This window comes from Occallatibacter gabretensis (assembly GCF_001449115.1).
Classification (GTDB): domain Bacteria; phylum Acidobacteriota; class Terriglobia; order Terriglobales; family Acidobacteriaceae; genus Telmatobacter; species Telmatobacter gabretensis.
In genome coordinates this window covers 956009-980349 of record NZ_LAIJ01000009.1, presented here as the reverse complement: position 1 = coordinate 980349, position 24341 = coordinate 956009, and the positions used below count along the sequence as shown (strand labels likewise).

Sequence of the window (24341 nt, the reverse complement as noted above, 5' to 3'; positions counted from 1 at the left end):
ACCTGGATCCATCGCGCTCACTTTCATGACGATGGCCGCTTCAGTCTGCAAAAGATGGAGTAAGGGATCTAGCTCCCGCTGTCCATCATGCATGTATGAATCGCGAGCAGGTTAACGCCATTGGGAGGAACAGAGTGCCCAGCCCTGTACGCAAGAAGTCGACGACTACTTCCGAAACCAAAGAAACGCTCAGAAAACAAACGAACGAACTACCCCTCTTTCGCGGAGAGCTGCCGCTGGATGAACGCCGCACTGCGGGTAAGGCGCTTCGAACCAAGGTTCCACGGGAAGCTCATGGCTCCTGGTCGCGTCATCGGGATCATCCGGGCGCCGTGGAAATTGTGATGGCGACGAACAAAGGACGCCAGCCTCACTTAATCCCGCTGCGTATGGCGCGCATGGCGGCTTCGCCATTCGCGTTTTATCGCGGCGCAGCGGCCGTGATGGCACACGATTTATCAAAGACGCCATCGACAGGCATTCATGTCGTCATTGACGGAGATGCCCATTTGAATAATTTCGGTTTCTATGGCACTCCACAAAGGGATGTTGTCTTCGACCTGAATGATTTCGACGAAACCACCATAGGTCCGTGGGAATGGGATCTGAAGCGGTTGACGGCAAGCGTAAACCTGGCTGCACGCGAAAATGGCATGAACAGATTCGAGCGAGACATGGCAGTGAAGCGCTGCGCGCGCGGCTATCGCTTTAACATGAACCGCCTGCAGACCATGGGTGTTCTGGAAACGTGGTATCTGCACGCGTATCCAGGCCGCGAGAATCCCCTGGTTAAGGTCGACGCAAAATCGCGAGCTGTGTTCAGCAAGGTTTTAGCAAAAGCGAATCAGCAGACGAACGCGGCTCTTCTCAGCAAGATGGCAACGCGGGAAAAAGACGGTCATTGGACATTTCGGGAAGATCCGCCGGTTCTTACTCATGTTGATGCGAAGACTCATAAGGTTGTAGAAGAGGCCTTGATGGAATATGCGCATACTCTTCCGCGCGAGCGCCAGCTCATGCTTACCAGGTACAGGGTGGTTGCTGTTGCACATCGAGTAGTTGGAGTGGGAAGCGTAGGTACACGCGCCTATCTGGTTCTGTTGCTGGGTAATGGAGACAATGACCCTCTCTTTCTGCAGGTGAAAGAAGCAATCGTCCCTGTGCATGCAGCGTTTGTCCCTGCGCTCCCACGCGAAGAAACGGTTCATCAGGGAAGAAGAGTGGTTACAGGGCAGCACGTCCTGCAGGCTTCCACGGATGTGATGTTGGGCTGGACCCAAATTGGGTCTGTTCCGTATTACGTCAGGCAAATGAAGAATCTCAAAGCTTCCATTCCTATTGAATGGCTCACAGGTAGCTCCTTCAATTTTTATGCCTGGGCCTGCGGCGCGATCTTGGCGCGCGCCCATGCTCGCGTGGCAGGTGTGGCGCAGATTGCAGCGTACTGTGGCAAGTCGGCGACTTTAGATGAGGCGCTCGCGAAGTGGGCCGAGGCTTATGGCAACCAGACTGAGCTCGATCATGCGGCACTTGTAAGGGCAGTAAAGGATGATCGTCAAGTGCAGGCGATGATGGGAAAGTAGCAGAAGAGCGGCAGCTTTGATAATGAGCACCATCGAAGGCCGGAGGAAACATGGATCAGGTTGGCATTCCATCTCAGCCGTTTCTACTCATGGAGGGCGGCCCGTTCTTCAATCTTCAGAAGCGCTTTGGCCTTATCAAGCAAAATGGCACTCGAGTCAAGAGAAGAGCACTCCTGGCTGCGCTTATTACCTGGCTGCCACTGTTTCTGTTAGCGGCGCTGCAGCACCGGGCATTCGGACGGTCTGTGCCTGTCCCCTTCATGCGCGATTTCAGCACATATACCAGGTTTCTTCTCTCGATCCCTATATTGATGCTTGCGGAAAACATTCTTGGGCCACGGATCGCAGACGCTGCTGTGCATTTCGTCAGCTCGGGCCTGGTCATCGAAAAGGATTATCAACGTTTCGACCAGTTCATAGGAGATGGACTGCGTTCAAGGGATTCCATTGTTGCTGAAATCGTACTGGCGGTGCTCGCTTATTGTTTCTCGATCACATCGTTCATAACAACAGCGGTTCATGTCGACACATGGTACGCCTCTCGCACAGATCATGGCTCTACGCTTACCCTAGCCGGCTGGTGGCTTGTAGGATTATGTGCGCCTCTCCTTCAATTTCTGCTGTTGCGTTGGTTCTGGAGAGTCTTTCTCTGGTTTCAATTTCTTGCGCGTGTTCGCAGCCTCGATCTACAGCTGTTTCCGACGCATCCTGACGCAGCCGGCGGCTTGGGCTTTGTAGGCGAAACACAGCGCTTCTTTGGAATTTTGCTGTTCGCCTTTTCCATTGCAGCCGCAGGTGTTCTCGCAAATGACATTGTGTACGACAAAGTTCCACTCAAGAACTTTGTGCCTGCTGTTGCAACTTATGCACTTGTAGTCCTGGTTATTTTCGCCGGCCCACTTGTGGTGTTCGCCGGCACGCTTCTACGTACCAAGCGCCGCGGGCTCTATGAATATGGAACATTGGCAACCACATATACAGGTTCATTTCATAAGAAATGGATTGAGGGCGAGAACCCTGATCATGAGGCTTTGCTGGGCACTGGAGATATACAATCGCTCGCCGATCTCGGCAACAGTTTCAGCATCATCCAGAAGATGAAGCCGATTCCGATTGATCCTCTCGATTTGCTCCATCTCGTGGTGGCTAGCCTTCTCCCCATGGTTCCGCTCTTATTGACAGTGATGCCTTTGGGAGACCTGCTGAAGCTGCTGCTCAAGATCGTGGCATAAGGCGGTCACTCGTTAGCCGCTGCTGACAAATTCCTGTCAGGCTGCTTGTCTGATGAGGCAAAATGAATCATGCTCATGCGCTATCCAGTTTTGGTTTTTGCTCTTTCGCTTGTTGGGTTCTGGCTTTCAGTGCTCATTGGCGCATATCTGCTGGGGCGGATCAGGCCCGTTAAAGAAAGCGAACGACAGGACCTTGACTTCGTAGTGGGCTCAAGTCTGACCATGCTGGCCCTGATCATCGGGTTCGCCTTTTCAATGGCGGTGACCCGATACGACATGCGCAAGAATTATGAAGAAGAAGAGGCCAACGCGATTGGAACAGAGTACGCCCGCGCAGATCTGCTTCCGGGGGACGCTGCTGTGAGGGTGCGTCAGTTGCTGGTCCAATATCTGGATCAGCGCATGTTGTTCTATACGGTGCGAGATGAGGAGCAGCTTAACTCGATTGCCGCAGAGACCACGAAGCTGCAGAACGAGATGTGGTCAACCGTGCAAAGTGCAGCCAGGGAGCAACCGACTCCTGTTGCCGCATTGGCAGTTGCCGGCATGAACGATGTGCTCAACCGCCAGGGCTATACACAAGCGGCTTGGTGGAACCGGCTCCCCACAGGCGCATGGATTCTGATGATCGTTCTCGCAGTCTCCTGCAGCATTCTGACCGGCTACCGTGCTCTTGACCGTCGATCTCTATTGTTCCCGGTTTTGCCTTTTATGGTCGCAATCGCGTTTTTTCTGATTGCGGATATCGATAGTCCACGCAGAGGCATCATTCGCGTCCAGTCGCAAAATATGGAGAGCCTGAAGCAGTCACTCCGCTGAAACAGGCGATGCTTAACGCAAGGCTATGGGCATGGATGAACGTCCATTTTTCGCAACTGAATCTTACTCGCTGAACGGCACGCCCAAGGAGAGTAACGCAGCATGGGGCGGACGATGCTGTGTGCCAATCTGGTTTGGCTGTTTGCCCATATCCTTCCAGAGGCGCAGCGCTGTCACATTCATGTAAAGGAATCTCATCTGTTCGCGGCTGCTGCCGCGCAGACTATAGATGCTGAGAGTGGTCAGCAGGCGGGTCTGCCCAGACGAGACCAGATATGGTCCCATGCTCACCGACGGAGCATTTTGAATGTCCTGCACCTCGTTCGCACTTTGCGCGATCACTGTATAGTTCATTGCTTCATGCGGGTGCTCTGACAAAAGGCGCAGCAAAAGATCATTCGATGTGGGATTGGATAATGGTTCCATGCGGTTCTTCTTTCCATCGATAAACAGACGCGTTCCCTGTGCCACATTTCCGGCAATGCCTCAGGCTGGGTGTGGCGCGTGAAAGGCGAACCAGTAATATCGTCTCCAGCAGAACACGCAGCGCACAGGCCTCAGCGCAAACATGCTGAGTAAACCGTCGAACGAGCGCAACTCAGCCGCCTTGAATTTGACCGAGTTGCAACTGGGACACTCATGTTTGGTCCAGATCATTTGCGGTAACCACATAGGTCGTTGCCGACTTGCTGCACGCATTTTCCCCTCCATCCGGCGCGGCTACTACCGGCCCGAGTTTTCTGAACCAGAGTGTAGGTCGAGCCATGCAAGCATAGCGCGTATACTGCCCGTTGCCATCGCTATGCAGGAATCCGCCGCGCCGTAATAGAGATGAATCGTATCCCCATCAGCGCCGATTGTCTGCCCACAGGGGAACACAACGTTATTCACATCGCCATTGCACTCATAAGGGGCCTCCGGTCCGAAGATCCAGGAGTCGCCACGCTGCAGGCAGATTTCCGGCTGATTGATGTCGAAGAGCGCGAGGCCCAGGCGATAGATGCTTCCCGAAGCTGTTTGGCGGACTCCGTGATAGATCGTCAGCCAGCCTTTCGACGTCTCGATAGGCGGGGAGCATAGCCCGATCTTGTTTGCATCCCACCATCCGCCGCGCCGTGCTTCCAGCATGACTTTATGGCTTCCCCAGTGCCGCAAATCGGGCGAGTATGAGATCCACATGTGAGCGCCTGTCGGCGTCACCGGCCGATGAATCATGGCCCAGTAGCCGTTGATCTTGCGAGGCAATAGAGCCGCATCCTTGTCTTCAGGCGGCATGATGACGCCAAACCTCTCAAAGCTACGGAAATCTTTGGTGAGTGCGAGCGACACTCCGGGGCCGCCTCGTGCGAAGGACGTGTATGCAATCGCATACTGCCCTAATTCCGGAACATATGTAATGCGAGGATCTTCGAGGCCCCAGATTTCTTCAGGATATTCACGCGGGTTGGCCATCAGCGTGGGCTCGGAATCGATGCGCCATCCATCAATTCCATTGGCTGAGCGGGCTGCGCACAGATGCGACAGGCCAGTCCGGTCTTCCACCCTGCAAAGCAGGAGGGTATCTCCATCCGGCAGTTGCACCGCGGCAGCATTGAAGACGCTGTTAATCGGATAAGGCCAGTCTTCCCGGCTGAGGATCGGGTTACCGGAATGGCGCGTAAACAAAGGCTGATCTGTGCCTCGTCCTTGTTTGAATGATTCCGTAGCAATGGGATCGGGCGATATAGCTGGAGAAGTGTTCAGGCTCAAAGAGAGACACTCATTTCCTGATGAAGTTCATCTGCGTTTATGACGTTCTCCTCTTGCATTTCAAGGAGGGCCATCAGGAACGAAAGTGTTGATTCGGCTCCCTGATTTTCATTCACCCGGTCAGGATGGAGTCCATCTCGACATCCGCCCGTTGCAGCATCGTAAAGCGGAATCTGCAAATCGTTTTTTCCGAGAAACCAGCGGAAGATTTGCTGTGCTTGCTCAAGCCAACGCAGTTCGCGCGTAAGCCTGTAGGTTTCAAGGCATGCAGAGATTGTGGCGCAGGCTTCCACAGGTTGTTGATCGAAGCGAGCCTTCTCTTTGCCCTCCGTGAAAAATCCATTCGAGCCGATAGGCACAAAAATCTCTTCGTCGCCTTGATGCTGGACAGCCACGAGCCATTCCAGAGACTCGATGCCTGCTGCGATCATCTTTTGGTTCCCGCTTCGCCATCCCGCGAGAATAAGAGCCTGTGACAGCCTGGCATTCGAGTAAGACAGGCTCTTTTCGAACCATGGCCAAGTGGCACTACTACTCTTCTCGTAGATATTCAACAGCTGATTGGCAAGCCTATTACGCGCGCCCTGAACGGCCCTGTCGCCCGGAAACCAGTCCAGATAGGCCTGCGTTCCGAGAATACTGAATGCCCATGCGCGCGGACTGCTGAACGTCAAAGCGACCGGCATAGCAGCCTCAAACAGTCTGCCTGCTGCTCCGCGCAATCCCGCATCCTGTGAATGGCCAAGCACTGTGCCCAAAGCCCACAGCGCACGCCCATGACTGTCTTCTGAACCAACATCTTCCAACCATTTCCGGTTGTAGGCGAGAAAATTTCTGAACCGGCCTGAGTCAGAGTGAAACGCGAGCCAGAGAAAAGCCAGATAGCGACGCGAAAGCCCGAGATGCTCACCCACTTGCTCGAGTTTGGCACTCTCATCCATAAGAGTGGACACGATGAGCGCGCGTGCGTTGTCGTCGGTCGTATAACCCTCGCGCGTATTGGGAATGGAGAAAATTGCGTGTTGCAACATGCCGGTATCGTCGGTCATGTTGAGTAAGTGCGCCGTATTGAGCATAGGCAGATCCTCGGGTGTATTCGACACCGGCTCATCTAATTGCGCAGGCCGTGGCCGTAGACTGCGCTCGAAGCGTGCACGCTGGAAGCTCGCCATATAAGCCCGCGCTGTCTTCGGCCAGGTCGTTTCGCGTGAATAGAGGTACGCACGCTTGCGCATGGCATGACGTTCCGCGTCATTCTCCAAGAGTTCAATTACCGCCGTCGCAATCGACTCAGGATTGTCAAAGGGAACAATCACGCCTCGTCTATCGGCGAGAAGTTCCTTTGCATGCCAGTAAGGCGTGGAGATGATTGCTTTTCCGGCGCCCAGAGCGATGGCGAGTGTGCCAGAGACAATCTGCGCCTCCTGCCGATAAGGCGTGATATAGATATCCGCACCGCCTACGTGCTCTACCAGTTCCTCGGTGCTTACAAAACGGTTATTGAAAATCAGCTGGGATGAGACGCCTAGTTGCTCAGCAAGCGCAGTCAGTTCTTCGCGATAACGCTCTCCATCACGTCGCCTAATATGCGGATGTGTTACTCCGGAAACGATGTACACCACATTCGGATGCTTCGCCAGAATCGCGGGAAGAGCGCGTATCACGTTCTCGATGCCTTTATTCGGAGACAGAAGACCAAAGGTCAAAAGGACGGATTTTCCTTCCGTGCCAAAGCTATCCTTGAAATAGTTGGGATCCATGAAAGTCATCTCTGGCACGCCATGTGGAATGATGTCGATCTTTTCTTCAGAAACCGCATACACGTCGCGCAGGATCTCAGCCGCCAGTTCACTCATCACCACGAGGCGATCGGAGAGCCTGGCAATCTCTTCCAGCACCATGCGCTGATTCGCATCCGGTGTGCGCAGAACAGTATGTAACGTGGTGACCAGCGGCATTTTCAATCTATGAAGCAGCGCCAGGATGTAACTGCCCGCAGTTCCTCCAAAGATGCCGTATTCGTGTTGCAGGCAGACAAGGTCATTGCCATTGAAATTTAGAAAATCCGCAGCTCGTTCATAGGAGGCCAGTTCTTCCTGTTCCAGTTCCAGGCGAACTTGCTCAGGGTAGTCATAACTTGAACCGGGATCGTTGACGGGAATGGCGAACAGTCGCTGCTGACCATATTCGGATGCAAGCGCGGTGCACAGATCGGTCGTAAACGTCGCGATGCCGCACTCGCGCGGAAGATAATTCCCGACAAAAGCAATGCGTGTAGGCAATGGAAACTGCAGAGCCTGGGGGCCGTTATGCTGATGCACTGTTGAAACTGGCTTTGCAAACGATTTCGCCGGATGAGTCGTTTCCGAGTCTGTCATTTCATGGGGAGGCATCTTGTCCTGCTTTCGTTTCGGTCGACGTTGTTCTGATAGTCCGCAATTCGCGGAAAAGGCAGGTGGAACAGCTGATGTTTGCCTAATTACGCGACCGGATGAAGCAGCGATATTATCTGCGCGGGCTTTCGGCGGGCGTATCCAGCGAAGTGTGGTGCTGGATCTGACGCGGCTGCACGGAGACATTCGCAACATAGAAGCCGGGGTACTTTGTTACCTGAACTGAATCCAACTCAGCCGCATTGAATCGCGGTCTAACCCCGTGAAGCGCGTGCCCCAGGGCTCGACTGGTCGCATTTTCCCGCGTGGTCCCGAAGCCCCTTCGGGCGCTGGCGCCATTGATCCACATAAAGTGCCATCCAGATTGACGAATGACGGAATCGAAGACCGGTGCGGCGATCTCCTGAACCATGGTCCAGTTATCGCAAACAGGTTCCTGGAGTGGCTCCAGATGATCCGGCAGAATGCAATCTTTGCGCAGGAAAACGGAATGCAGCCTCACGCTTGCGCGCTTTTTGATGTTGCAGGCGCCTGGGAACTGACGGAGATGGCCCTACGCTTGACCGAAGGGTCGACCGTTGTAGCTGGCGAGCATTCCGCAAAGAAACCTTCAGCAAATATCGACGGCTCAGAGCTCGGAAAATCAGGCCTGGTCGAGATCGCGCCAGTTTCCGAAGTCCCTGTCGCATCTGGCACGCTCGTCGAAAGCCCTTGATGAGCCCGCTGGCGACGGGTTGCAAGATAGTTCTTTACATCAGCTTTTTTAATGAGGGGCATGGCAGTTCCAGTCTTTTGGTTGCGTGCTTGAACGGCGCGGCGCTCGTCCGAAGCAAAGCCTGGGTTGCCAAAGGCGAGAAACGAATCTCTACTACTGTTTCAAGCATACGCCTTAATTCGCATGCGTGCGGCTCACTCGCGGAGAGTGCTTCCGTTCTCACTCGATAGGAGCGCTTAGCTTGACGAGCGCGGCCTTCACTTCAGGCGTTAGTGGTTGAAGCAACTTGGCCATGCGACATCATTGGGGGTCCGCTTCGATTCCGGCGACTCCACAGCCAACGCTACTTTAAGTGAGTTTAAGTATTGCCGTTGTTATATCTTCTGAGTGATTGATTTAATTGGCGTCCCCGACGGGATTCGAACCCGTGTTATCGCCGTGAAAGGGCGGTGTCCTAGGCCGGGCTAGACGACGGGGACGCTTTAGGGAAGTGGCGGAAGGAACTACCGAATGGCTGTTCCAGAGTCAAAGAAAGCAGCCGTTTGGCCACAAGTACCCTTCTATTAAGCTACCAATTCAAGCGTGGCATGTCAAAGATCGCGGATGCGCTGCTATCTTTCTCTTGATGGCTCTAGTTACCAGCATCCAGTCCGCGACCGGCCCGGCTTTCGGTCCGGCCGCTACGCTCATTTATGACGACTGGTATCCTGCGCTCCGCACGGATGGGTTCCGCAAAGGCAAACTAGCGACGGCCATGCTGCTTGATATCCCACTGGTACTGGGCCGCCGCACTGACGGGCGCGTCTTTGCCATGCGCGACAGCTGTCCGCACCGCGGCATCCCCTTGAGCGTGGGCTGGTTTGACGGCAACCGCCTGACTTGCCGATACCATGGATGGGAGTTTGAGCCGTGCAGCGGGCAGTGCGAGCAGATTCCCTCGCTTTCAAGCCACGATAAGCTTGACCCAACGCGAATTTATGCCTCAGCGTACCCCTGCGAGGAGCGCGACGGCCATGCCTGGGTCTACATTCCCGCGCCGGGATCCGGAAGGCTGGCTGCACCGGACAGACCCGTTCCAGAGCTCGCCAAATTTGGACCTCGTTTCCGCACTGCGCATCTCTCAGCCGACCTGCCCTGCAACGTGGATCACGGCATTATTGGCCTTATGGATCCGGCGCACGGGCCTTTTGTGCACCAGGCATGGTGGTGGCGCAGCCGCCACTCCATCCGCGAGAAAACCAAGCGCTTTGAGCCGATTCCGGAGGGCTTCCGGATGGCGGCGCATGCACCCAGCGCCAACTCGGCTCCATATAAACTGCTTGGCGTCTATGGCCAGCCCGTTGAGACCACCATCGACTTTGTGCTGCCGAACCGGCGCACGGAGACCATTCGCTGCGGCGACAAGTGGTTTTCTTCGCTCACTACCATTACGCCCGTCACCAGCTCTACCTGCCGTATTGATGTGATTGGTGCCTGGAACGTCTTCTATCGCGTCCCTTTCGTCACGCCCATCGCCAAGTTCTTCGGCGCCAAGTTTGTTCGCCAGGACCAGGAGACGATGATCCAGCAGGCCGAGGGCCTGCGTCACAACCCCAGCCTGATGCTGATTGACGACGCCGACAAGCCGGCTAAATGGTATTTCGCTTTGAAGCAGGCGCGGCTTGAGACCCCTGCCGGCGCTGCACCGAAGCATTCCATGGATGGCCCTGTCGATCTGCACTGGCGAAGTTAGAGCTGCGCCAGCTCAGAAAATCGGTTCAGCGGCTCCCCTAACCTGATGCAAAGAATAGCCTTATCTGTTGACTGCAAAATGAGACACTGAGGGAGTTTTCTGCATTGCGCTGAAGCTGCCCACATCTCCACTCTGACGCCATGTTGAACGGTAAAAAAGTATTTGCGCTCTCCGCCGCGGTCTTCCTCGGTGGAGGCCTTCGCGTGCAGGCGCAGCAGGTCTTGCCGCCAAGCTCACCCACTGGCATCGTAAAGACAGTAAACGGCGTCACCCTCAACGTACAGGCTCTGCGGCCAGACGTTCTTCGCGTGCGCATCTATCCGGCAGACCGGCAGCCGGAAGATGCTTCCTGGGCCATGCTGCCTCCATCGCGGTTAACGCGCTTCCCAGTTACGCTCGAGGAGAGCGGATTTCGTACCCCGGTTCTGCGTGTCACCATTTCGGCAGATGGGCGACTTACCGTCGCCGATCTCAATGGCAACATCCTGCAGCAGGACGCCGCACCCGCTGCCTGGGACGGAGGCGCATTCCGTGTAACCAAAATTAAAACCGGCGATGATCACTTCTTCGGACTCGGTGATAAGCCCGGCCCCCTCGACCGAGCGGGGGAAGCCTTTGTCATGTGGAACAGCGACACCTTTGGCTGGCAGGAATCGACGGACCCTATCTACAAATCAATCCCGTTCTTCATCCAAATGCGTGCGGGCCGCGCCCTCGGCGTCTTCCTCGACAACACCTATCGCACCTTCTTCGACTTTGGCCGCGAGCGCGACGACCGATACACATTCTCCGCGCCCGCGGGGCCGCTTGATTACTACCTGCTGTATGGCCCGGAGCCAAAGCACGTCCTGAACACCTGGGCCTGGCTTACCGGACCCACACCGCTGCCTCCTCTATGGGCGCTGGGGTTTCAGCAGTCGCGTTACAGCTATATGTCGCGCAAGGAGACCGAGGAAGTGGCTGCGCGCTTCCGCTCGGGCCGCATTCCTGCCGACGCCATCTGGCTCGATATCGACTTCCAGCAGAAGAATCGCCCCTTCACCATCGATCAGGATCGTTTTCCCGGCTTCGCGGATATGGTGCATACGCTCTCCGCTGAGCAATTCCATCTCATCACCATCACGGATCTGCACGTTGCGTATCTGCCCAACCAGAACTATGCGCCCTATGACACTGGCAAGGCAGGCGACCACTTCGTCAAGCGCAATGGGCAGGATTACATCGGTCCCGTCTGGCCCGGTCCGTCCGTTTTTCCAGACTTTACCCAACAGCAGACTCGCGCCTGGTGGGGAACGCTCTATAAGCAGCTCGTTGCTGACGGTGTCTCCGGTTTCTGGAACGACATGAATGAGCCGGCTGTCTTTGTGTATCCCGCCAAGACTATGCCGGGCGACGTGCAACACCGCATTGAGGAGCCGGGCTTTGCTACGCGCACCGCTGCGCACACCGAGATTCACAACATCTACGGCATGGAGAACTCGCGCGCCACGCATGATGGCGTTCTTGCGCTGCGCCCGAATGAGCGACCCTTCGTGATGACGCGTGCCAGCTTTGCCGGTGGCCAGCGCTACGCCGTCACCTGGACTGGCGATAACTCATCTACGTGGAATCATCTCCGGCAGACAACACCACAGCTTCTTAACCTTGGCCTGAGCGGCTTTTCGCTCGCCGGCGCGGATGTGGGCGGCTTTGCCGGCTCACCGCCGCCCGATCTGCTTACGCGCTGGCTCATGCTTGCCGCGTTTCAACCGATTGACCGCGACCACGCCGTGAAAGGCTCGCGACCACATGAGCCCTGGGCTGACGGTCCTGAGCAGGAAGCTATCCGCCGTCGCTATATCGAGGAACGCTACAAGCTGATGCCTTACCTCTACACCACGGCGGAAGAGACCTCGCGCGATGGTCTGCCCATCATCCGGCCCTTGTTTGTAGAGTTTCCTCATGCCACGGCGGACAATCATCCGCTTGATCTCGATGCGCCAGGCGAATTCATGTTCGGTCCGGACCTGCTAGTCGCTGACTCGCCATCTCCTGAAGAGGTCGCGCCCTACGAGGTCCATCTTCCGCCCGGCATCTGGTACAACTACTGGACCGGCGAGCGCCTGGATCGCAGCGCCCCCATTGCAGCACGTGACAACGAGATCCGCGAGACAACCGCAGCACTGCCGCCCATTATGGTCCAGCCCAAACTCGATGAGCTGCCCATATATGTCAGGGCAGGCGCAATCGTGCCCATGCAGCCCGTGACGCAATCGACAAGCGAAGTGCCAAACGGCCTGCTGACGTTGCGTGTGTACGCACCAGGCCCTGGTGCATCCTGCAGCGGGGAAATCTACCAGGACGATGGCGCAACCTATAACTTCCGCCACGGCGCATATCTGCGCCAGAGCTTCACCTGCTCTATCGCCGCTGACGGTGCGCTCAATGTGGATGTCGCCAAATCGGAAGGCAACTTCACTTCATGGTGGAAAGAGATTCGGGTCGAAGTAATCGGCTTCGCTGCGAAGAGCGCGTCAACAGAAAGTCGTGCAATCACGCCAGAGAAAACCTCCCTCGGCTCAGCCGTCACTGTTCCCAGTAAAGGCGGCGCGATGCACATCACCTTCCAATAACGTAATAGGCTTCAATCGGTACTCGACGATTGAAGCCTATTGCTGATCTACTTCCTGGCTCCGCCCCTCAGAAACAGGATCAGGTCTTGCCTTTCCTGCGGCTTTGCCATGCGGAACCCCATATTGTTACCGGGAACAAACTCATCCGGATTGGTTAGCCACTTGTCGAGCGTCTCCTCATCCCAGACCAGCAGCGATTTCTTCAGTGCCTCCGAATACTCAAAGTCTTTTATGCTTCCAGCTGTTCTACCAAAGACATTTCGTAGCCTCGGTCCTTCGCGGTTCTGGTCCAGTGTGTGGCATCCGGTGCATCGCCTTTCAAAAATCTCTTTTCCGCGAGCAGCATCGCCAAATGAATGTGACTGCGCCAGCAGAAGCTGTGCAGCCATTCCCATACATCCACAAAGCAGTATCCTCAGCGCGCGTTTCATGCTTCATCCGCCAGCGAAGAATCCACAATTGCGAGATGGCTTCGCCGCGCGACAAAATTTACCTTCGAGATCCCCAGCACGCTCCGCAGCTTTTCTGCTGGAACCACCATCGGCCCGGGATTCTGCGCGGCTCCCGGCGACGGCTGAGGAAAGGCCGTGGCCATCGCCGTGTGGAACGCCACATTGCCCTCCACCTTTTGCGTCACCTGGTGAATGTGTCCATTCAACACCGTCACTGAACCAAACCGCTTGAGATGCGAGAGCGCCTCGGCGCCGTCTGCCGTGCCCCAGCCCCAATCCGGATAGACCATCCAGAGTGGAATGTGCGCGAAGATCACAATCGGAGTCGAAGACTGCTGGCCTGCAAGATCGTTTTTAAGCCACGCCAGCTGATCCGCGCCCAGATTGCCCATCTTGTCTATCTGCTGCACATTATTCAGCCCCACAAAGTGCACGCCCTTGTGATGAAAGCTGTACCATCCGCTGCCTGACGTGTCTTTGCCAAATCGCTCTCGATAGAGCTGCCCATCGTCTGAGGCTGTGTCATGTTCGCCGGGAACATACAAGACCTGTCCAGCCTTTGCCCCCTTCACAATTTCCTGCGCGGTATCGAACTCGGCTGGTTTGGAGGAATGCGTAATGTCGCCTGTGTGCAGCAGCAAATCCGGAGTCTCCGGAAGGCGATTTATCTTCTCGATTGCAGCCTGCAGAGTTCCCGCCACATCCTGATTCGCGGCCTTATTAAAGCCAATATGGCTGTCGCTAATCTGCACAAAGCTGAATCCGCTCTCTGCAGCATGCTTTTCGCGTCCCGCCGAGCCTTCAGCTGTAGCAGCAAAGAGCTTTGACGTCGGCACTCCACCCATCATCGTCCAGACCAATCCCGTCCCAGCCCAGGCCATGCAGCTTAGAAAATTGCGCCGATCAATTCCGTCCTCCGGCATTGAATTGCGTTGATTGCGACCGCTGTCTCTATCGTGGGGATCATGAGAATGCGGATACAGTTCCTGATTTTGAGTCTTCACGTTTCTCCCTCCACGGATGCAAACTGGTTTCTGGGTGAATTATTCCGCCTGCGGCGGAATAATTTTGCCGCTCGCCGGTTTCAATCGATATAAGGAGGAAAGGAAGCTCTCAATCCAGATGGCTCTGCTCTCATGGAAGCGATGGACAGGCAAAGGCGCTCTTCAAACCTCTACGTTTGAAGATCTCGCCATGCCTTTGCTTCCCCGTCTCTATAACTTTGCTCATTGGCTTGCAGGCAACCGGCAAGATGCCGAAGACCTGGTGCAGGAAACACTGCTCAAGGCTTTCCGCGCCTTTGCTTCGTTTGAGCCAGGCACCAACTTCAAGGCATGGATCTTTCGCATTCTGCGAAATACCTGGCTTACTTCGCGCACTGGCCTTGCGGCTGTGCGCACCACGGCTCTTGAAGACGAGTTGACGGAGTACGGCGATGCCGGGCGGTATCCCGAAGCCATCATCGACCGTGAAACGCCCGAGCTGAACATCCTCCGTCTTGCAGATAGCGCAGCCGTTGAGACTGCCATGCAGAAACTTCCGCCGCCGCTGCTCGAAATCATCTTGCTTTGCGACGTGGAGGAACTCAAGTACAGGGAGATCGCATTGGCTTTGGAAATTCCGCTCGGCACCGTAATGTCCCGCATCGCCCGCGCGCGGGCATTTCTCAGAAAAGAACTGCAGGACGGCGCCATTTTGTCCAGAGAGGCACGCGCATGACCGAACATCTTTCATCTCCCACGCTCAGCGCTCTTGTCGATGGCGAGCTCTCTACCAGCCAGTTGAGCGTTGTCAAAGAACATCTCGACTCCTGCCCGTCGTGCACCTCCGCGGCGCTGGCGGCGGCATTGCTCAAAACAACCACGGCAAAGGCCGGCCAGCGCTACACTGTCGCCGATGGATTCCAGAATCGGATGAAAAGCCTGATTGCACAGGAGAACGCACGAGTCGTAAATCACGAACAAGACCCTGCTCGTAGTTCTATGAATACGCTCCGGGCATGGAGCGCATTTTCCGGCTGGGCCGCGGCTGCATTGCTGCTTGTCGTTGTGGGTCTATGGTCCGTGACACGGCAGAATGCTGCTCACACCGCTGCGTCGCTCGCGCAACAAACCAACCTCGCCACGGAGATCTCTGATCTGCACGTCGCAACGCTTGCCGCGAATCAGCCGTTGCAGGTACTTTCCTCAGACCGGCACACGGTCAAGCCGTGGTTCCAGGGTAAGATTCCTTTCACCTTCAATCTGCCAGAGCAACTGCCCGCTGGGGCAACTCTTCTGGGGGCAAACCTCGCATACCTGCACAACCAGCCCATTGCACAACTTGTGTACGCCATTGGGCAACACCGCGTCTCGGTTTTTGTCGGTGCAAAAAGTAACGGCGGCAAAGACTCGGATCTGTTTCCGGGGCCTTTGCCGCCTCAGCATGCAGGATTTCAGATTTCCGGGTTCACGACGGAAAGCCTCTCCGTCGTTGCCATCAGTGACGTAGATCGCGCACGCTTCACCGGCCTCATCAATGTCATCGAACAAGCCCAGAAATGAGCTGTCAGATTCGCATCGGCATCAGCACGTAGCGGGATTTGTACTCCGCGTCTGGGTCCTCGGGTCGCATCTGCCCCGCTGATTGCGAGTCCTTGAACTCGAGTCTGACCTCGCCCGCGTTGCCCAGCGCCTTCAGAAAATCCAGGATATAGCCCGAGTTAAAGCCCACCACAATTGGATCGCTCGAGTAGGGCGTATCAATCGTGTCCTCGCTCTCACCGGCCTCTGTCGATGCTGCGCTGATCTTCAACTCGTTACCCTCAAGCCGCATCCGAATTGCGCCGCTCCGCTCATCGGCAAACTGCGCTACGCGCTGAATCGCCTGCGACAACTCCGCCGAGCGCACCACCGCAAACTTCGTATTGTCGCGCGGCATGACCGCCTCGTAATTTGGGAACTGCCCGGTCAGCTTGCGTGAGCTCAGCGTGCGGTGACCCACGCGGAAGAACAGCGTGTGATCATCATCGGCAAATTCCACCTTCTCCACGTCGCTTGAGCCCAGCAGGCTTGCCAACTCACTCAGGGCCTTGCGCGGAATCAGCACACGCTTCTCGCCGCTGATGCCCTCTAGCGTCTCGCCTGGCTTTTCGACAAAGCTCAATCGGTGTCCGTCTGTCGCCACCATAGCCAGCGACTCCGGCTTTAACACCAGCAGCGCTCCGTTCAGCGTGTACCGCGACTCTTCATTCGAGATGGCAAAGATCGTATGCGCAATCAGTGTCTTGAAGGCCTGCGCGGGAATCGACGTCACGGATTCGGAGGGAAACTCCGGCACCTGCGGATAATTCGCACGCGCCATGCCCACCATCTTAGTGTTTGAGCGGCCGGAGCGAATCTGCACCCAATGGTTTTCGAGCAGCTTGATCGAAACCTCGCCCTCCGGCAGCAGCTTCACGTAGTCGTAAAGCTTCCGCGCGGGAATCGTGCAGGAGCCTGCTTTTTTCACCTTCACGTTGGCGCTCGTGCGCATTGCCTGATCCAGATCCGTCGCTGTGATCGTCAGCTTGTCGCCTTCGGCCTCAATCAGAAAATTCGAGAGAATCGGAATTGTTGTCTTGCGTTCCACCACACTCTGCGTCGCGGTGAGTTCCTTCAGCAATTCCTGACGGCTTACCGTTATCTCCATCGCTGCCCCCTGTGCGGCCGTTTGCTCCACTTCCGCTTCCACGATCGACATCCCCGGACCCCCCACAGCATCTAGCCTGCTCTGCCTCGCGCCGAAGGCGCAGTTGCCTGAACGGCCAGTTCCGGCCAGTCCTGGCCAGTTCTTCTTGATTGTATTCACCTTTCCTGCAAATGCCAGCGTGGAAAACACGCGTCAAATCTGGATTCCGCGTACCGTGTTCCCGAAAAGTAAGCCCCTGATGCCTCTTTTCACTCTGGCCCGGCCTGACACAAGCTCGTAATACCGATTCCATCGCGAGCGACGGATACCCTCTGTTTTTGAAAAAAGATATATAGAAACTCTCGTAGTACCCGTAGTACCCCATGGAAAAGTGGATAACCTACTCAACTGATTCAATCCGATAGCCTTGGGTGTCTTTCCTGTTTTCTAAAACGCGTCTGCGGAAATCTGCACAACTGGAAAAGCCTCTCATTCTGAATTTCATGCATACCTGCTTCTCCACGCTTTCAACAACAGGCCTTCAACCCCCTGTGAATTCCCGCTCCTTTTTGTGCAAAGAACGTCCGCACCCGCATCAACAGCGGTTCCCGAAAACCTCGCTTCTCCACATCCTCCGCGCTTTCCACGTCTTCCACATGCGTATGTGCAGCGTAGGAAAACAGGTCCCTAGTTTCCCATTTCAAAACTATAAAGATCTTCCCCAAGGCATTTGAGATACCGGAAATACATATTCCATCTCAAACTAGAGGCAATGCCACATGCGCCGAAGGCGCAGTTGCCACAGATGCCAATCTCGATGGCCAGCCCCATGCCTATCTCCATTCCAAATCTCGAAGAGGAGCTTCTACGCCAGACGCAGGCAGATGCCCCGGGCCGCGAGTTCTGCCATGCTATCTCAGAGCTTGCCCGCACCGGGCGCTTCGCGGAGCTTGAGAAAGTTCTGCCCGCGGTGGCGTATCAGGAGATGGCCGCACATTTCCGCCGGGACCCTGCAGGTTTCATTGCGGGTTGGCAGTCGCTAGCGCATGAGATGCACCAGGGCTTTATTCTGCACGCGCGCCAGCGCCTCACGCATCTTACCCGCCTTCTCGCAGCTGGTGAGTCCGAGCAGGTTCCCGCCTGGCAGGAGATTCAGCGAGCGCTCGATACGCACGAGAACAACCTGCTCCGCGCAGCCATTGCTTTTGAGCTGATCGCGCTCATCGAACCCGCAACCGCGCGCGCCACGCATCTGCGCGAGTGCGTCGTTGCCTCACCGGCATCCGAGGAAGCAGACAGCTATCTCGATGAGGCCACTCGGTGCTACTTCTACGGCCTCTACACAGCTTGCGCGGTGATGTGCCGGTCGGTCGTGGAGGAAGCCGTGAAGCAGAAGCTTCCCTCCGATCTCGCTCATCTGGTCGCACGCCGCTACCGTTCCACGCCCACCCTCGGCAATCTGCTCCACGAGGTCAATAACAACCTTCAGCTCACCGGTATCGACCCTGCTTTCCTCAAGGCGGCCAATCGAGTCAACGATGTCGGCCGCAAGGCTGTCCACCAGGGCCTGCTCAGCGAAGCTGAATCCCGCCAATGCCTGCAGGACGCGCGACGTGCGCTCGAAATTCTGCTCTGAGCCTGTTCCCTGACCCCGGCTTTTATACTTAAGTTTCCATGTCTTACGCGACAGCCCCATATTCGCAAGCTATAGCCGAACTCAACCGTATGGCGCCCGAACTGCACACGCAGCCAGGCACGCCGCGCCGTAAGTTTTCGCTCGACGAGATCCGCATCCTCCTCGAAGCTCTCGGCGATCCGCACAAGAAATTCCGCTCAGTTCTGATTGCCGGCACCAACGGTAAAGGCTCAACTGCGGCCACTCTTGCATCGATTCTCCAAAGCTCGGGACCGCGAGTTGGGCTCTATACTTCGCCTCACCTTGAACGCCCCAACGAGCGGATCAAGATCAGCGGCCCCGGGGCAGCAGGCGCAGAAAACAGGCTTCTCGACATCTCGGACGACGCCTTTGGCCGCCGCTATTTCCAAGTCCACGATAGCGCGCAGCAACTCGTCCTCTCAGGCGCACTTGCGCAGCTCCCAAGCTTTTTTGAGACTCTCACCGCCATGGCCTTCCTCCATTTTGCGGAAGAGGCCGTCGAAATCGCAGTCCTTGAAGTTGGCATAGGTGGACGCCTCGATGCGACGAATATCGTTGATCCGCTCCTGTCTGTTATTACGGACATCTCGCTCGACCACATGGAGTGGCTCGGTCCCACGATCACGGATATCACCCGCGAAAAAGCCGGCATTCTGCGCCCCAACGGCACGCTCGTTACTCTGCCACAGCATCCTGAGGCCAACCAGGTCCTTGGCAAAATTGCCGTCTCTCTCAACGTCCGCGGTGTCAGCGCTACCCCCTACATGCCGACAATGAATGCCGGCGACACCTACCCCGTCGAAGTTCTGAACGAGGAGATCGAAGTCGCTTCCCCGCTCCATGGCCCGCACCAGCAGCGCAACATTGCGCTTGCTATTGCCGCCGCAGTCGAGCTCGCAACGAATTACGGCCTGCCTGTTACGCCGGGATCCATTGCCGCCGGCATCCGCAATACTCGCTGGCCCGGCCGGCTTGAGTCGATTTCCGCACACGGCACACAATGGGTTGTTGACGTTGCGCATAATCCCGCCGGCGCATGGGCTTTAAGGGCAAGTCTGCGCGAGATCGATCCGGCTCCGCGCACAATAATCTTTTCCTGCCTTAAAGACAAGCCTCTCGCCGAGCTCGCCCAGATTCTCTTCCCGATCTTTGACCAGATAGTCTTTTCGCCTATCGCCAGTCTGCGCGCCACACCCATGCAGGAGCTGCTGGCAGCAGCCGAGCAGACAGGAACCCCGGCTCACGCCGCTGAAACCGTCCTAGAAGCATTGAGCTTTGCCCAGCAACACGCCGACGGCGCGCCAATCGTAGTTTCTGGATCAGTGTATTTAGTGGGTGAGGCGCGTAAGCTGCTCCTTGAGCAGGGCGCACAATGACTTTGCAGACCCAATCCGAGGCATCTCAGGAGAAATTACCTCGGCGGTCACTTCGTCCCCCTGATCCTCTGCCTCTCAAAAACCGTTTCATCACCAACGTTGTTCAGGCCCCAATCTTCTTCCTCGTTACAGCGATCTGCGGATCCGCTGCTCTCATCGCGTCGCTCTTTGCAAAGACCGGCCGCACACAGCATTGCATCGCGCGTCTCTGGGCTCGGCTATCGCTGTTAGCTTCCGGCGCGCGTCTCACCGTGCTTGGCCGCGAGAACCTTCTTGCCAACCCCGTCGCCGTCTACGCCTCAAACCATACTTCGTATATGGACACGCCGGTGGTCTTCGCTTCACTGCCTTTTCAGTTCCGCATTCTGGCCAAAAAGGAGCTCTGGTCGCTGCCCTTCATCGGCTGGTATCTCGCCCGCTCAGGCCAAATGCCCATCAATACCGAGAACCCACGCGCCACGCTTTCAAGCCTGGGCAAAGCCGCCGCCGCCCTGCGCGCCGGCATGAATCTCTTCGTCTTTCCAGAGGGCTCGCGCACACCGGACGGCACGCTGCAGACCTTTCTATCCGGCGCGGCTTTTCTGGCTATCCGCGCCCAGGTCCCACTCGTTCCCATCGCGCTCAGTGGCGTTTATGATCTCCTGCCCATCCACACCAAGCACTTTTATCCAGGCCCGCTGACGCTTCGTGCCGGCACGCCCATCCCGACGGACGGCCTCACTATCCGTGATGCCGATGCGCTCACAGAAAAGCTCCGCGCGGCCATCGCCGAGCTACTCGATTAACCCTGCTGATCCACACTTCCTAGCTAACCTCATGTGCCTTTGCCTCGACCGCCAGTCCTGATACGATTTCCCCACGCGAGTCACCTTCTTTTTGGAGACTCACGAAGCGCGCAGTTCCTTAGAGGTCGTCATGGCAACTCCACAGAATCCGGCCATCTCGCTCAAGCCCGCAGTGGCCTCAGTCGATGAAGGCATCAGCCGCGCCAGTATTCTGCGCCTTCTTGCCATCGTTGCAGCCGGCGCCATTGGTGGATTTCTCTTCTGGGTGATCGCGAAGGTCACCGCGACATCGCCGCTCCCTGGAAATGCAGGCTTCTGGACCATTCCTGCGCTCATGTTCCTTGGTGCATTCGCTGCAGCCATCGGCGTTTATGTGCTCACCGCTTCTGACACTTCCGCAATCAAGACCTACGTCTTCGCCAGCCTCTGCGGCCTCTGCTGGCAGCCCGTCATCGCATCCGGCGTCCGCATGGTGGGAAATCTCAACGCTACGTCGCAATCCGATCAGGTAGGATCTCAAACCCAGCTTGTGCAGCAGGCCAATGCAACCGGTAGTGTTCAGCAGCTCACCAATGCCGTGCAGCAGACCACTCCGCTTGTTACGCAGGCGCTTAATGCGACGGCCAACAGCGATACTGAAGCCAAGAATCAGGTGGTTAACAACTCCAAGCAGGCCATCAACCAGATCCAGTCCGCGTCCGCAAAAGCCCCCGATGCCTCTGTCGAAGCCCTTCAGAACATCACGGTCTCCGCCGCCAACGCCGGCACGTCATCAGTTGCGCTTCACGGCGTCCAATCTCTTAATGCCATCGGCCTTGAAGCCAGGCGCGCGCATAACATGGCCTTCGCGGAAAGGGTGCGGCAATCGCTCGGCTACGTCGCGGCGCACAGCAAAGACGCTTCTATCCAGTCCGCCGCCACCTCCGCTGCCACGGGGCTCAATCCCCGAACTGAATCCGGCGCCGCTCACACCTCGTGCAGTGTCTCCATCGGGTCCACCTGCGTCGCCCGCCATAGCGGAACAGCAGCAGCCAGCACCACGATCAGCAGCGCACCCGCCGCCGCTATTCCCAGCACAACAAGATCATGTACCGAAACACCGAAGACTAAGCTCTCCACCCACCGTGCCGCGCCCCAACTCGCAGCCAGTCCTACTGCCAGCCCAATTGCGCCCAGCACCGCAGCCTGCCTGCCCATTCTCCGCAAAATCGCCATTGTTCCCGCGCCCATTGCCATGCGGATTGCAATCTCCTGCCGCCGGCTGGTCACCCACGCGTTGAGAACTCCGTAGCAGCCAATCGCCGCAAGGATCACTGCGATACCTGCAAACAGAGCCAGCAGCAGCGTAATGAACCGCCGCTGAGCCAGCGAAGCTCCAAGCCATTCTTCAGTGGTCTTCAGCGATTGCACAGGAACATTGCTGTCCATTGCCGCCACCACACGCCGCACGCTAGCCGCCATTGCAGTCGAGTCGCCACTGGTGCGCATCATCACCACCATAGCGGAGCTGACGCGCTGCCCCGCGGGACTATATACCGCCGACACATGCTCGCCATCCAGGCCAAACTGCGGCACGTCACCCACCACGCCGACAATCTCCATCACTGCTCCATCGTTGTACGGACCGCCCCATTTGATGTGCTGGCCCAGCGCGGATCGGGCATCCTTCCACCACGTGTGAGCCATCGTTTCGTTAATCACGGCCACTGCCGGCCCTCCGGCTTTGTCCTGCTCCGTGATTCCGCGTCCGGCAATTACACGCATCTCAGCCGTCTGGAAATAATTCGCATCGGCAATATTGAAGAGCGAGAGCGGAACATCCTCGCGGCGCGGTGCAGGCCGCTCCACAATGGAGTACCAATAATCGCCGCAATCGCCGCCTGCCGGAGGACAGCTCACCGCGCCGGCAGAGGTGATGCCGGGCTGTGCCTTCAGCGCAGCTTCCAGCCGCGCATAGAAATCGAGAACTGAAGCGTCGGTCTTGTATCGCCCATCCGGCAACTGCAGCTCCATCGCCAGCAGATGATCCGGCTGAAAGCCCGGATCCACGTTCTCAGCAGCCACCAGGCTGCGCAGCAGCAGGCCCGAGGTAAACAGCAGCACCAGCGCTACCGCTACTTCTGCCGCCACCAGTCCGCCACGGAAGACGTGTCCAATCCTTCCACTGCCCGCGCCCGCACTGCCCTCCTTCAACACCAGCGAGAGATTCGCCCGGCGCGCACCCAGCACCGGGGCCAGCGCGCACACCAGACCCACAGCCACCGTCAGTCCTGCAGTAAACAGAAGTACCGGGACATCCAGGCTCGCTTCCATCAGCCGCGGAATATGCTTCGGACCCAGAGCCTTCATCACCTGTAGCCCTGCGGCTGCCAGAGCCACACCGCATGTGCCACCGATGAGCGTAATCAGCAGAGTTTCGGTCAGCAGTTGCCGTGCTATCCGCCCTCGCCCTGCGCCAATCGCACTCCGGATCGCCATCTCCCGCGCCCGCTCCGTCATTCGGATCAGCAGCAGGCTTCCGATATTCGCACACACCAGCGCCAGCACCAGCGCCACCGCGCCCATCAGCAGCCTAAAGACATGCTGCACATCGCCTGTTCGCTCTTCGGTCACAAACTCAGCATGGACACGATGATCATCTTCCGGCCCTGGATCTGCCTTCGCCAGCCGCTCCATGATGGTGTTAATGTCCGCCCGCGCCGCCCCGAGAGTCACTCCGGTCCTGAGCAGCGCCAGCGCACGCAATGACCCATGCGAATCGCGCATTGAAAGCTGCTTCGGCGAAGGCCGATACGGCAGGTAATAGTCGACGCCCCGCAGAAAGAAACCCGGCTCGCGCGCCAGCACACCCACGACGATATGCGCTGTGCCATTCAGGATCAGCGTCTTGCCTACGATCTGCGGGTCAGCTCCTAGAGCCCGTTTCCAGAAAGCCTGCGTCACGACCACCGTCTCAGGCGCCTGTGGCTCGCTGTCGCTTGCAGTCAGCAGCCGCCCCATCACAGGCCGCACTCCGGTTAGCGGAAAAAACTCGCTCGTCACCATAGCGGCATGTGTCAGTACTGCCTGCCCGCGCCCAGTCAGCGTCAGGTCGTCGGATTCATAGCCGGCCATCCCTTCAAAGGAATGATTTTCTTTCCGCCAGTGATCGAAGTTGAGCCACGTCACGCTGATTCCTTCGGCCTGTCCAGAGGACTCGCCCAACACTGTCATCCGCTCACCATGAGGAAACGGCAGAGGCTTCAGCAGCACCGCATACACCGCGCTGAAGATCGCTGTATTCGCGCCGATTCCTACTGCCAGCGTCACAATGACAATCAACGCAAACGCCGGTCTCCGCAGGATTCCCCGCAGCGCGTAACGCACATCCTGCGCGATGCGCTCCAGCCACTGCCATCCCCACTTCGAGCGTGTTACATCGGCCACAAGTGCAGAATTCCCCAGCTCGCGCATCGCCGCCGCGCGCGCTTCTTCACGCGATTCCCCGCGAGCCATGCGCTCCCCCACTGCAATTCGCAGATGCGCTTCGAGCTCCTCATGCAGCTCGTCCTTACGCCGTTCCCACGCAGGCCAAAACTTCATACGCTC

Annotated in this window: 19 protein-coding genes and 1 tRNA gene; 11 read left to right on the top strand and 9 right to left on the bottom strand. The window is 57.1% G+C overall.

Annotation, left to right across the window (positions count from 1 at the left end):
* Nucleotides 1–134: 134 nt before the first annotated feature.
* From VO84_RS10335 to VO84_RS10325, 3 genes are all read left to right on the top strand, one after another.
* Nucleotides 135–1583, top strand: a complete 1449-nt coding sequence (locus VO84_RS10335; protein WP_231737876.1) for a DUF2252 domain-containing protein — start codon at nt 135–137, stop codon at nt 1581–1583.
* A 50-nt stretch (nt 1584–1633) separates the two neighbouring features.
* Nucleotides 1634–2815 carry a hypothetical protein gene (locus VO84_RS10330; protein ID WP_058187545.1) on the top strand — a complete coding sequence of 394 codons (1182 nt, stop codon included), beginning with the start codon at nt 1634–1636 and terminating at the stop codon, nt 2813–2815.
* 69 nt (nt 2816–2884) lie between these two features.
* Nucleotides 2885–3634: a bestrophin-like domain gene (locus tag VO84_RS10325; protein WP_058187544.1), complete on the top strand. Its 750-nt coding sequence runs from the start codon at nt 2885–2887 to the stop codon at nt 3632–3634.
* 63 nt (nt 3635–3697) lie between these two features.
* On the opposite strand, the gene VO84_RS10320 is transcribed toward VO84_RS10325, so the two are convergent.
* From VO84_RS10320 to VO84_RS10305, 4 genes are all read right to left on the bottom strand, one after another.
* Nucleotides 3698–4060 (bottom strand): hypothetical protein, encoded by a 363-nt coding sequence (locus VO84_RS10320; protein ID WP_058188706.1) that lies wholly within the window; start codon nt 4058–4060, stop codon nt 3698–3700.
* Nucleotides 4061–4357: 297 nt separating this feature from the next.
* Nucleotides 4358–5383, bottom strand: a complete 1026-nt coding sequence (locus tag VO84_RS10315) for a glycoside hydrolase family 130 protein (RefSeq protein WP_197413973.1) — start codon at nt 5381–5383, stop codon at nt 4358–4360.
* Nucleotides 5380–7776 carry a glycosyltransferase family 4 protein gene (locus VO84_RS10310; protein ID WP_231737875.1) on the bottom strand — a complete coding sequence of 799 codons (2397 nt, stop codon included), beginning with the start codon at nt 7774–7776 and terminating at the stop codon, nt 5380–5382. Before VO84_RS10310 ends, VO84_RS10315 begins: the two co-directional genes overlap by 4 nt.
* A 112-nt stretch (nt 7777–7888) precedes the next feature.
* Entirely contained in the window at nt 7889–8188 is a 300-nt protein-coding gene (locus tag VO84_RS10305) for a hypothetical protein (protein WP_058187543.1), read from the bottom strand.
* A gap of 39 nt (nt 8189–8227) precedes the next feature.
* On the opposite strand from VO84_RS10305, the gene VO84_RS10300 reads away from it, so the two are divergent.
* Complete coding sequence (locus VO84_RS10300) at nt 8228–8491, top strand: hypothetical protein (protein ID WP_058187542.1); 264 nt, start codon at nt 8228–8230, stop codon at nt 8489–8491.
* Between the two features lie 401 nt (nt 8492–8892).
* On the opposite strand, the gene VO84_RS10295 is transcribed toward VO84_RS10300, so the two are convergent.
* A tRNA-Glu gene (locus VO84_RS10295) sits at nt 8893–8970 on the bottom strand.
* Nucleotides 8971–9116: 146 nt separating this feature from the next.
* On the opposite strand from VO84_RS10295, the gene VO84_RS10290 reads away from it, so the two are divergent.
* Together VO84_RS10290 and VO84_RS10285 are read left to right on the top strand one after the other, a co-directional pair.
* Entirely contained in the window at nt 9117–10223 is a 1107-nt protein-coding gene (locus tag VO84_RS10290; protein ID WP_058188703.1) for a Rieske 2Fe-2S domain-containing protein, read from the top strand.
* Between the two features lie 140 nt (nt 10224–10363).
* Nucleotides 10364–12835 carry a glycoside hydrolase family 31 protein gene (locus VO84_RS10285; RefSeq protein ID WP_058187541.1) on the top strand — a complete coding sequence of 824 codons (2472 nt, stop codon included), beginning with the start codon at nt 10364–10366 and terminating at the stop codon, nt 12833–12835.
* Between the two features lie 47 nt (nt 12836–12882).
* On the opposite strand, the gene VO84_RS10280 is transcribed toward VO84_RS10285, so the two are convergent.
* Nucleotides 12883–13224, bottom strand: a complete 342-nt coding sequence (locus VO84_RS10280; RefSeq protein WP_197413972.1) for a c-type cytochrome — start codon at nt 13222–13224, stop codon at nt 12883–12885.
* Between the two features lie 38 nt (nt 13225–13262).
* Nucleotides 13263–14291 (bottom strand): metallophosphoesterase family protein, encoded by a 1029-nt coding sequence (locus tag VO84_RS10275; protein ID WP_231737874.1) that lies wholly within the window; start codon nt 14289–14291, stop codon nt 13263–13265.
* Nucleotides 14292–14409: 118 nt separating this feature from the next.
* Between VO84_RS10275 and VO84_RS10270 the strand changes: the two genes are divergently transcribed.
* Nucleotides 14410–15006, top strand: coding sequence for a sigma-70 family RNA polymerase sigma factor (locus VO84_RS10270; protein WP_058188701.1), 597 nt, complete (start codon nt 14410–14412; stop codon nt 15004–15006).
* Nucleotides 15003–15830, top strand: a complete 828-nt coding sequence (locus tag VO84_RS10265; RefSeq protein WP_058187539.1) for a zf-HC2 domain-containing protein — start codon at nt 15003–15005, stop codon at nt 15828–15830. Before VO84_RS10270 ends, VO84_RS10265 begins: the two co-directional genes overlap by 4 nt.
* A gap of 4 nt (nt 15831–15834) precedes the next feature.
* On the opposite strand, the gene dnaN is transcribed toward VO84_RS10265, so the two are convergent.
* On the bottom strand, nt 15835–17007 hold the full coding sequence (gene dnaN, locus VO84_RS10260) for a DNA polymerase III subunit beta (protein ID WP_058188700.1): 1173 nt from the start codon (nt 17005–17007) through the stop codon (nt 15835–15837).
* Between the two features lie 700 nt (nt 17008–17707).
* Here dnaN and VO84_RS10250 point away from each other — a divergent pair.
* The 3 genes from VO84_RS10250 to VO84_RS10240 are packed head-to-tail and all read left to right on the top strand — an operon-like array spanning nt 17708 to nt 20753.
* Nucleotides 17708–18571: a DUF4145 domain-containing protein gene (locus VO84_RS10250; RefSeq protein ID WP_058187537.1), complete on the top strand. Its 864-nt coding sequence runs from the start codon at nt 17708–17710 to the stop codon at nt 18569–18571.
* A gap of 38 nt (nt 18572–18609) precedes the next feature.
* A complete protein-coding gene (locus VO84_RS10245) occupies nt 18610–19968 on the top strand; it encodes a bifunctional folylpolyglutamate synthase/dihydrofolate synthase (RefSeq protein ID WP_058187536.1) in 1359 nt (452 codons plus the stop codon).
* Nucleotides 19965–20753: a lysophospholipid acyltransferase family protein gene (locus VO84_RS10240; protein ID WP_082661880.1), complete on the top strand. Its 789-nt coding sequence runs from the start codon at nt 19965–19967 to the stop codon at nt 20751–20753. The genes VO84_RS10245 and VO84_RS10240 overlap by 4 nt, the downstream gene beginning before the upstream one ends.
* Nucleotides 20754–21719: 966 nt before the next feature.
* On the opposite strand, the gene VO84_RS10225 is transcribed toward VO84_RS10240, so the two are convergent.
* Nucleotides 21720–24335 carry an ABC transporter permease gene (locus VO84_RS10225; protein WP_058187533.1) on the bottom strand — a complete coding sequence of 872 codons (2616 nt, stop codon included), beginning with the start codon at nt 24333–24335 and terminating at the stop codon, nt 21720–21722.
* Nucleotides 24336–24341: the final 6 nt, after the last annotated feature.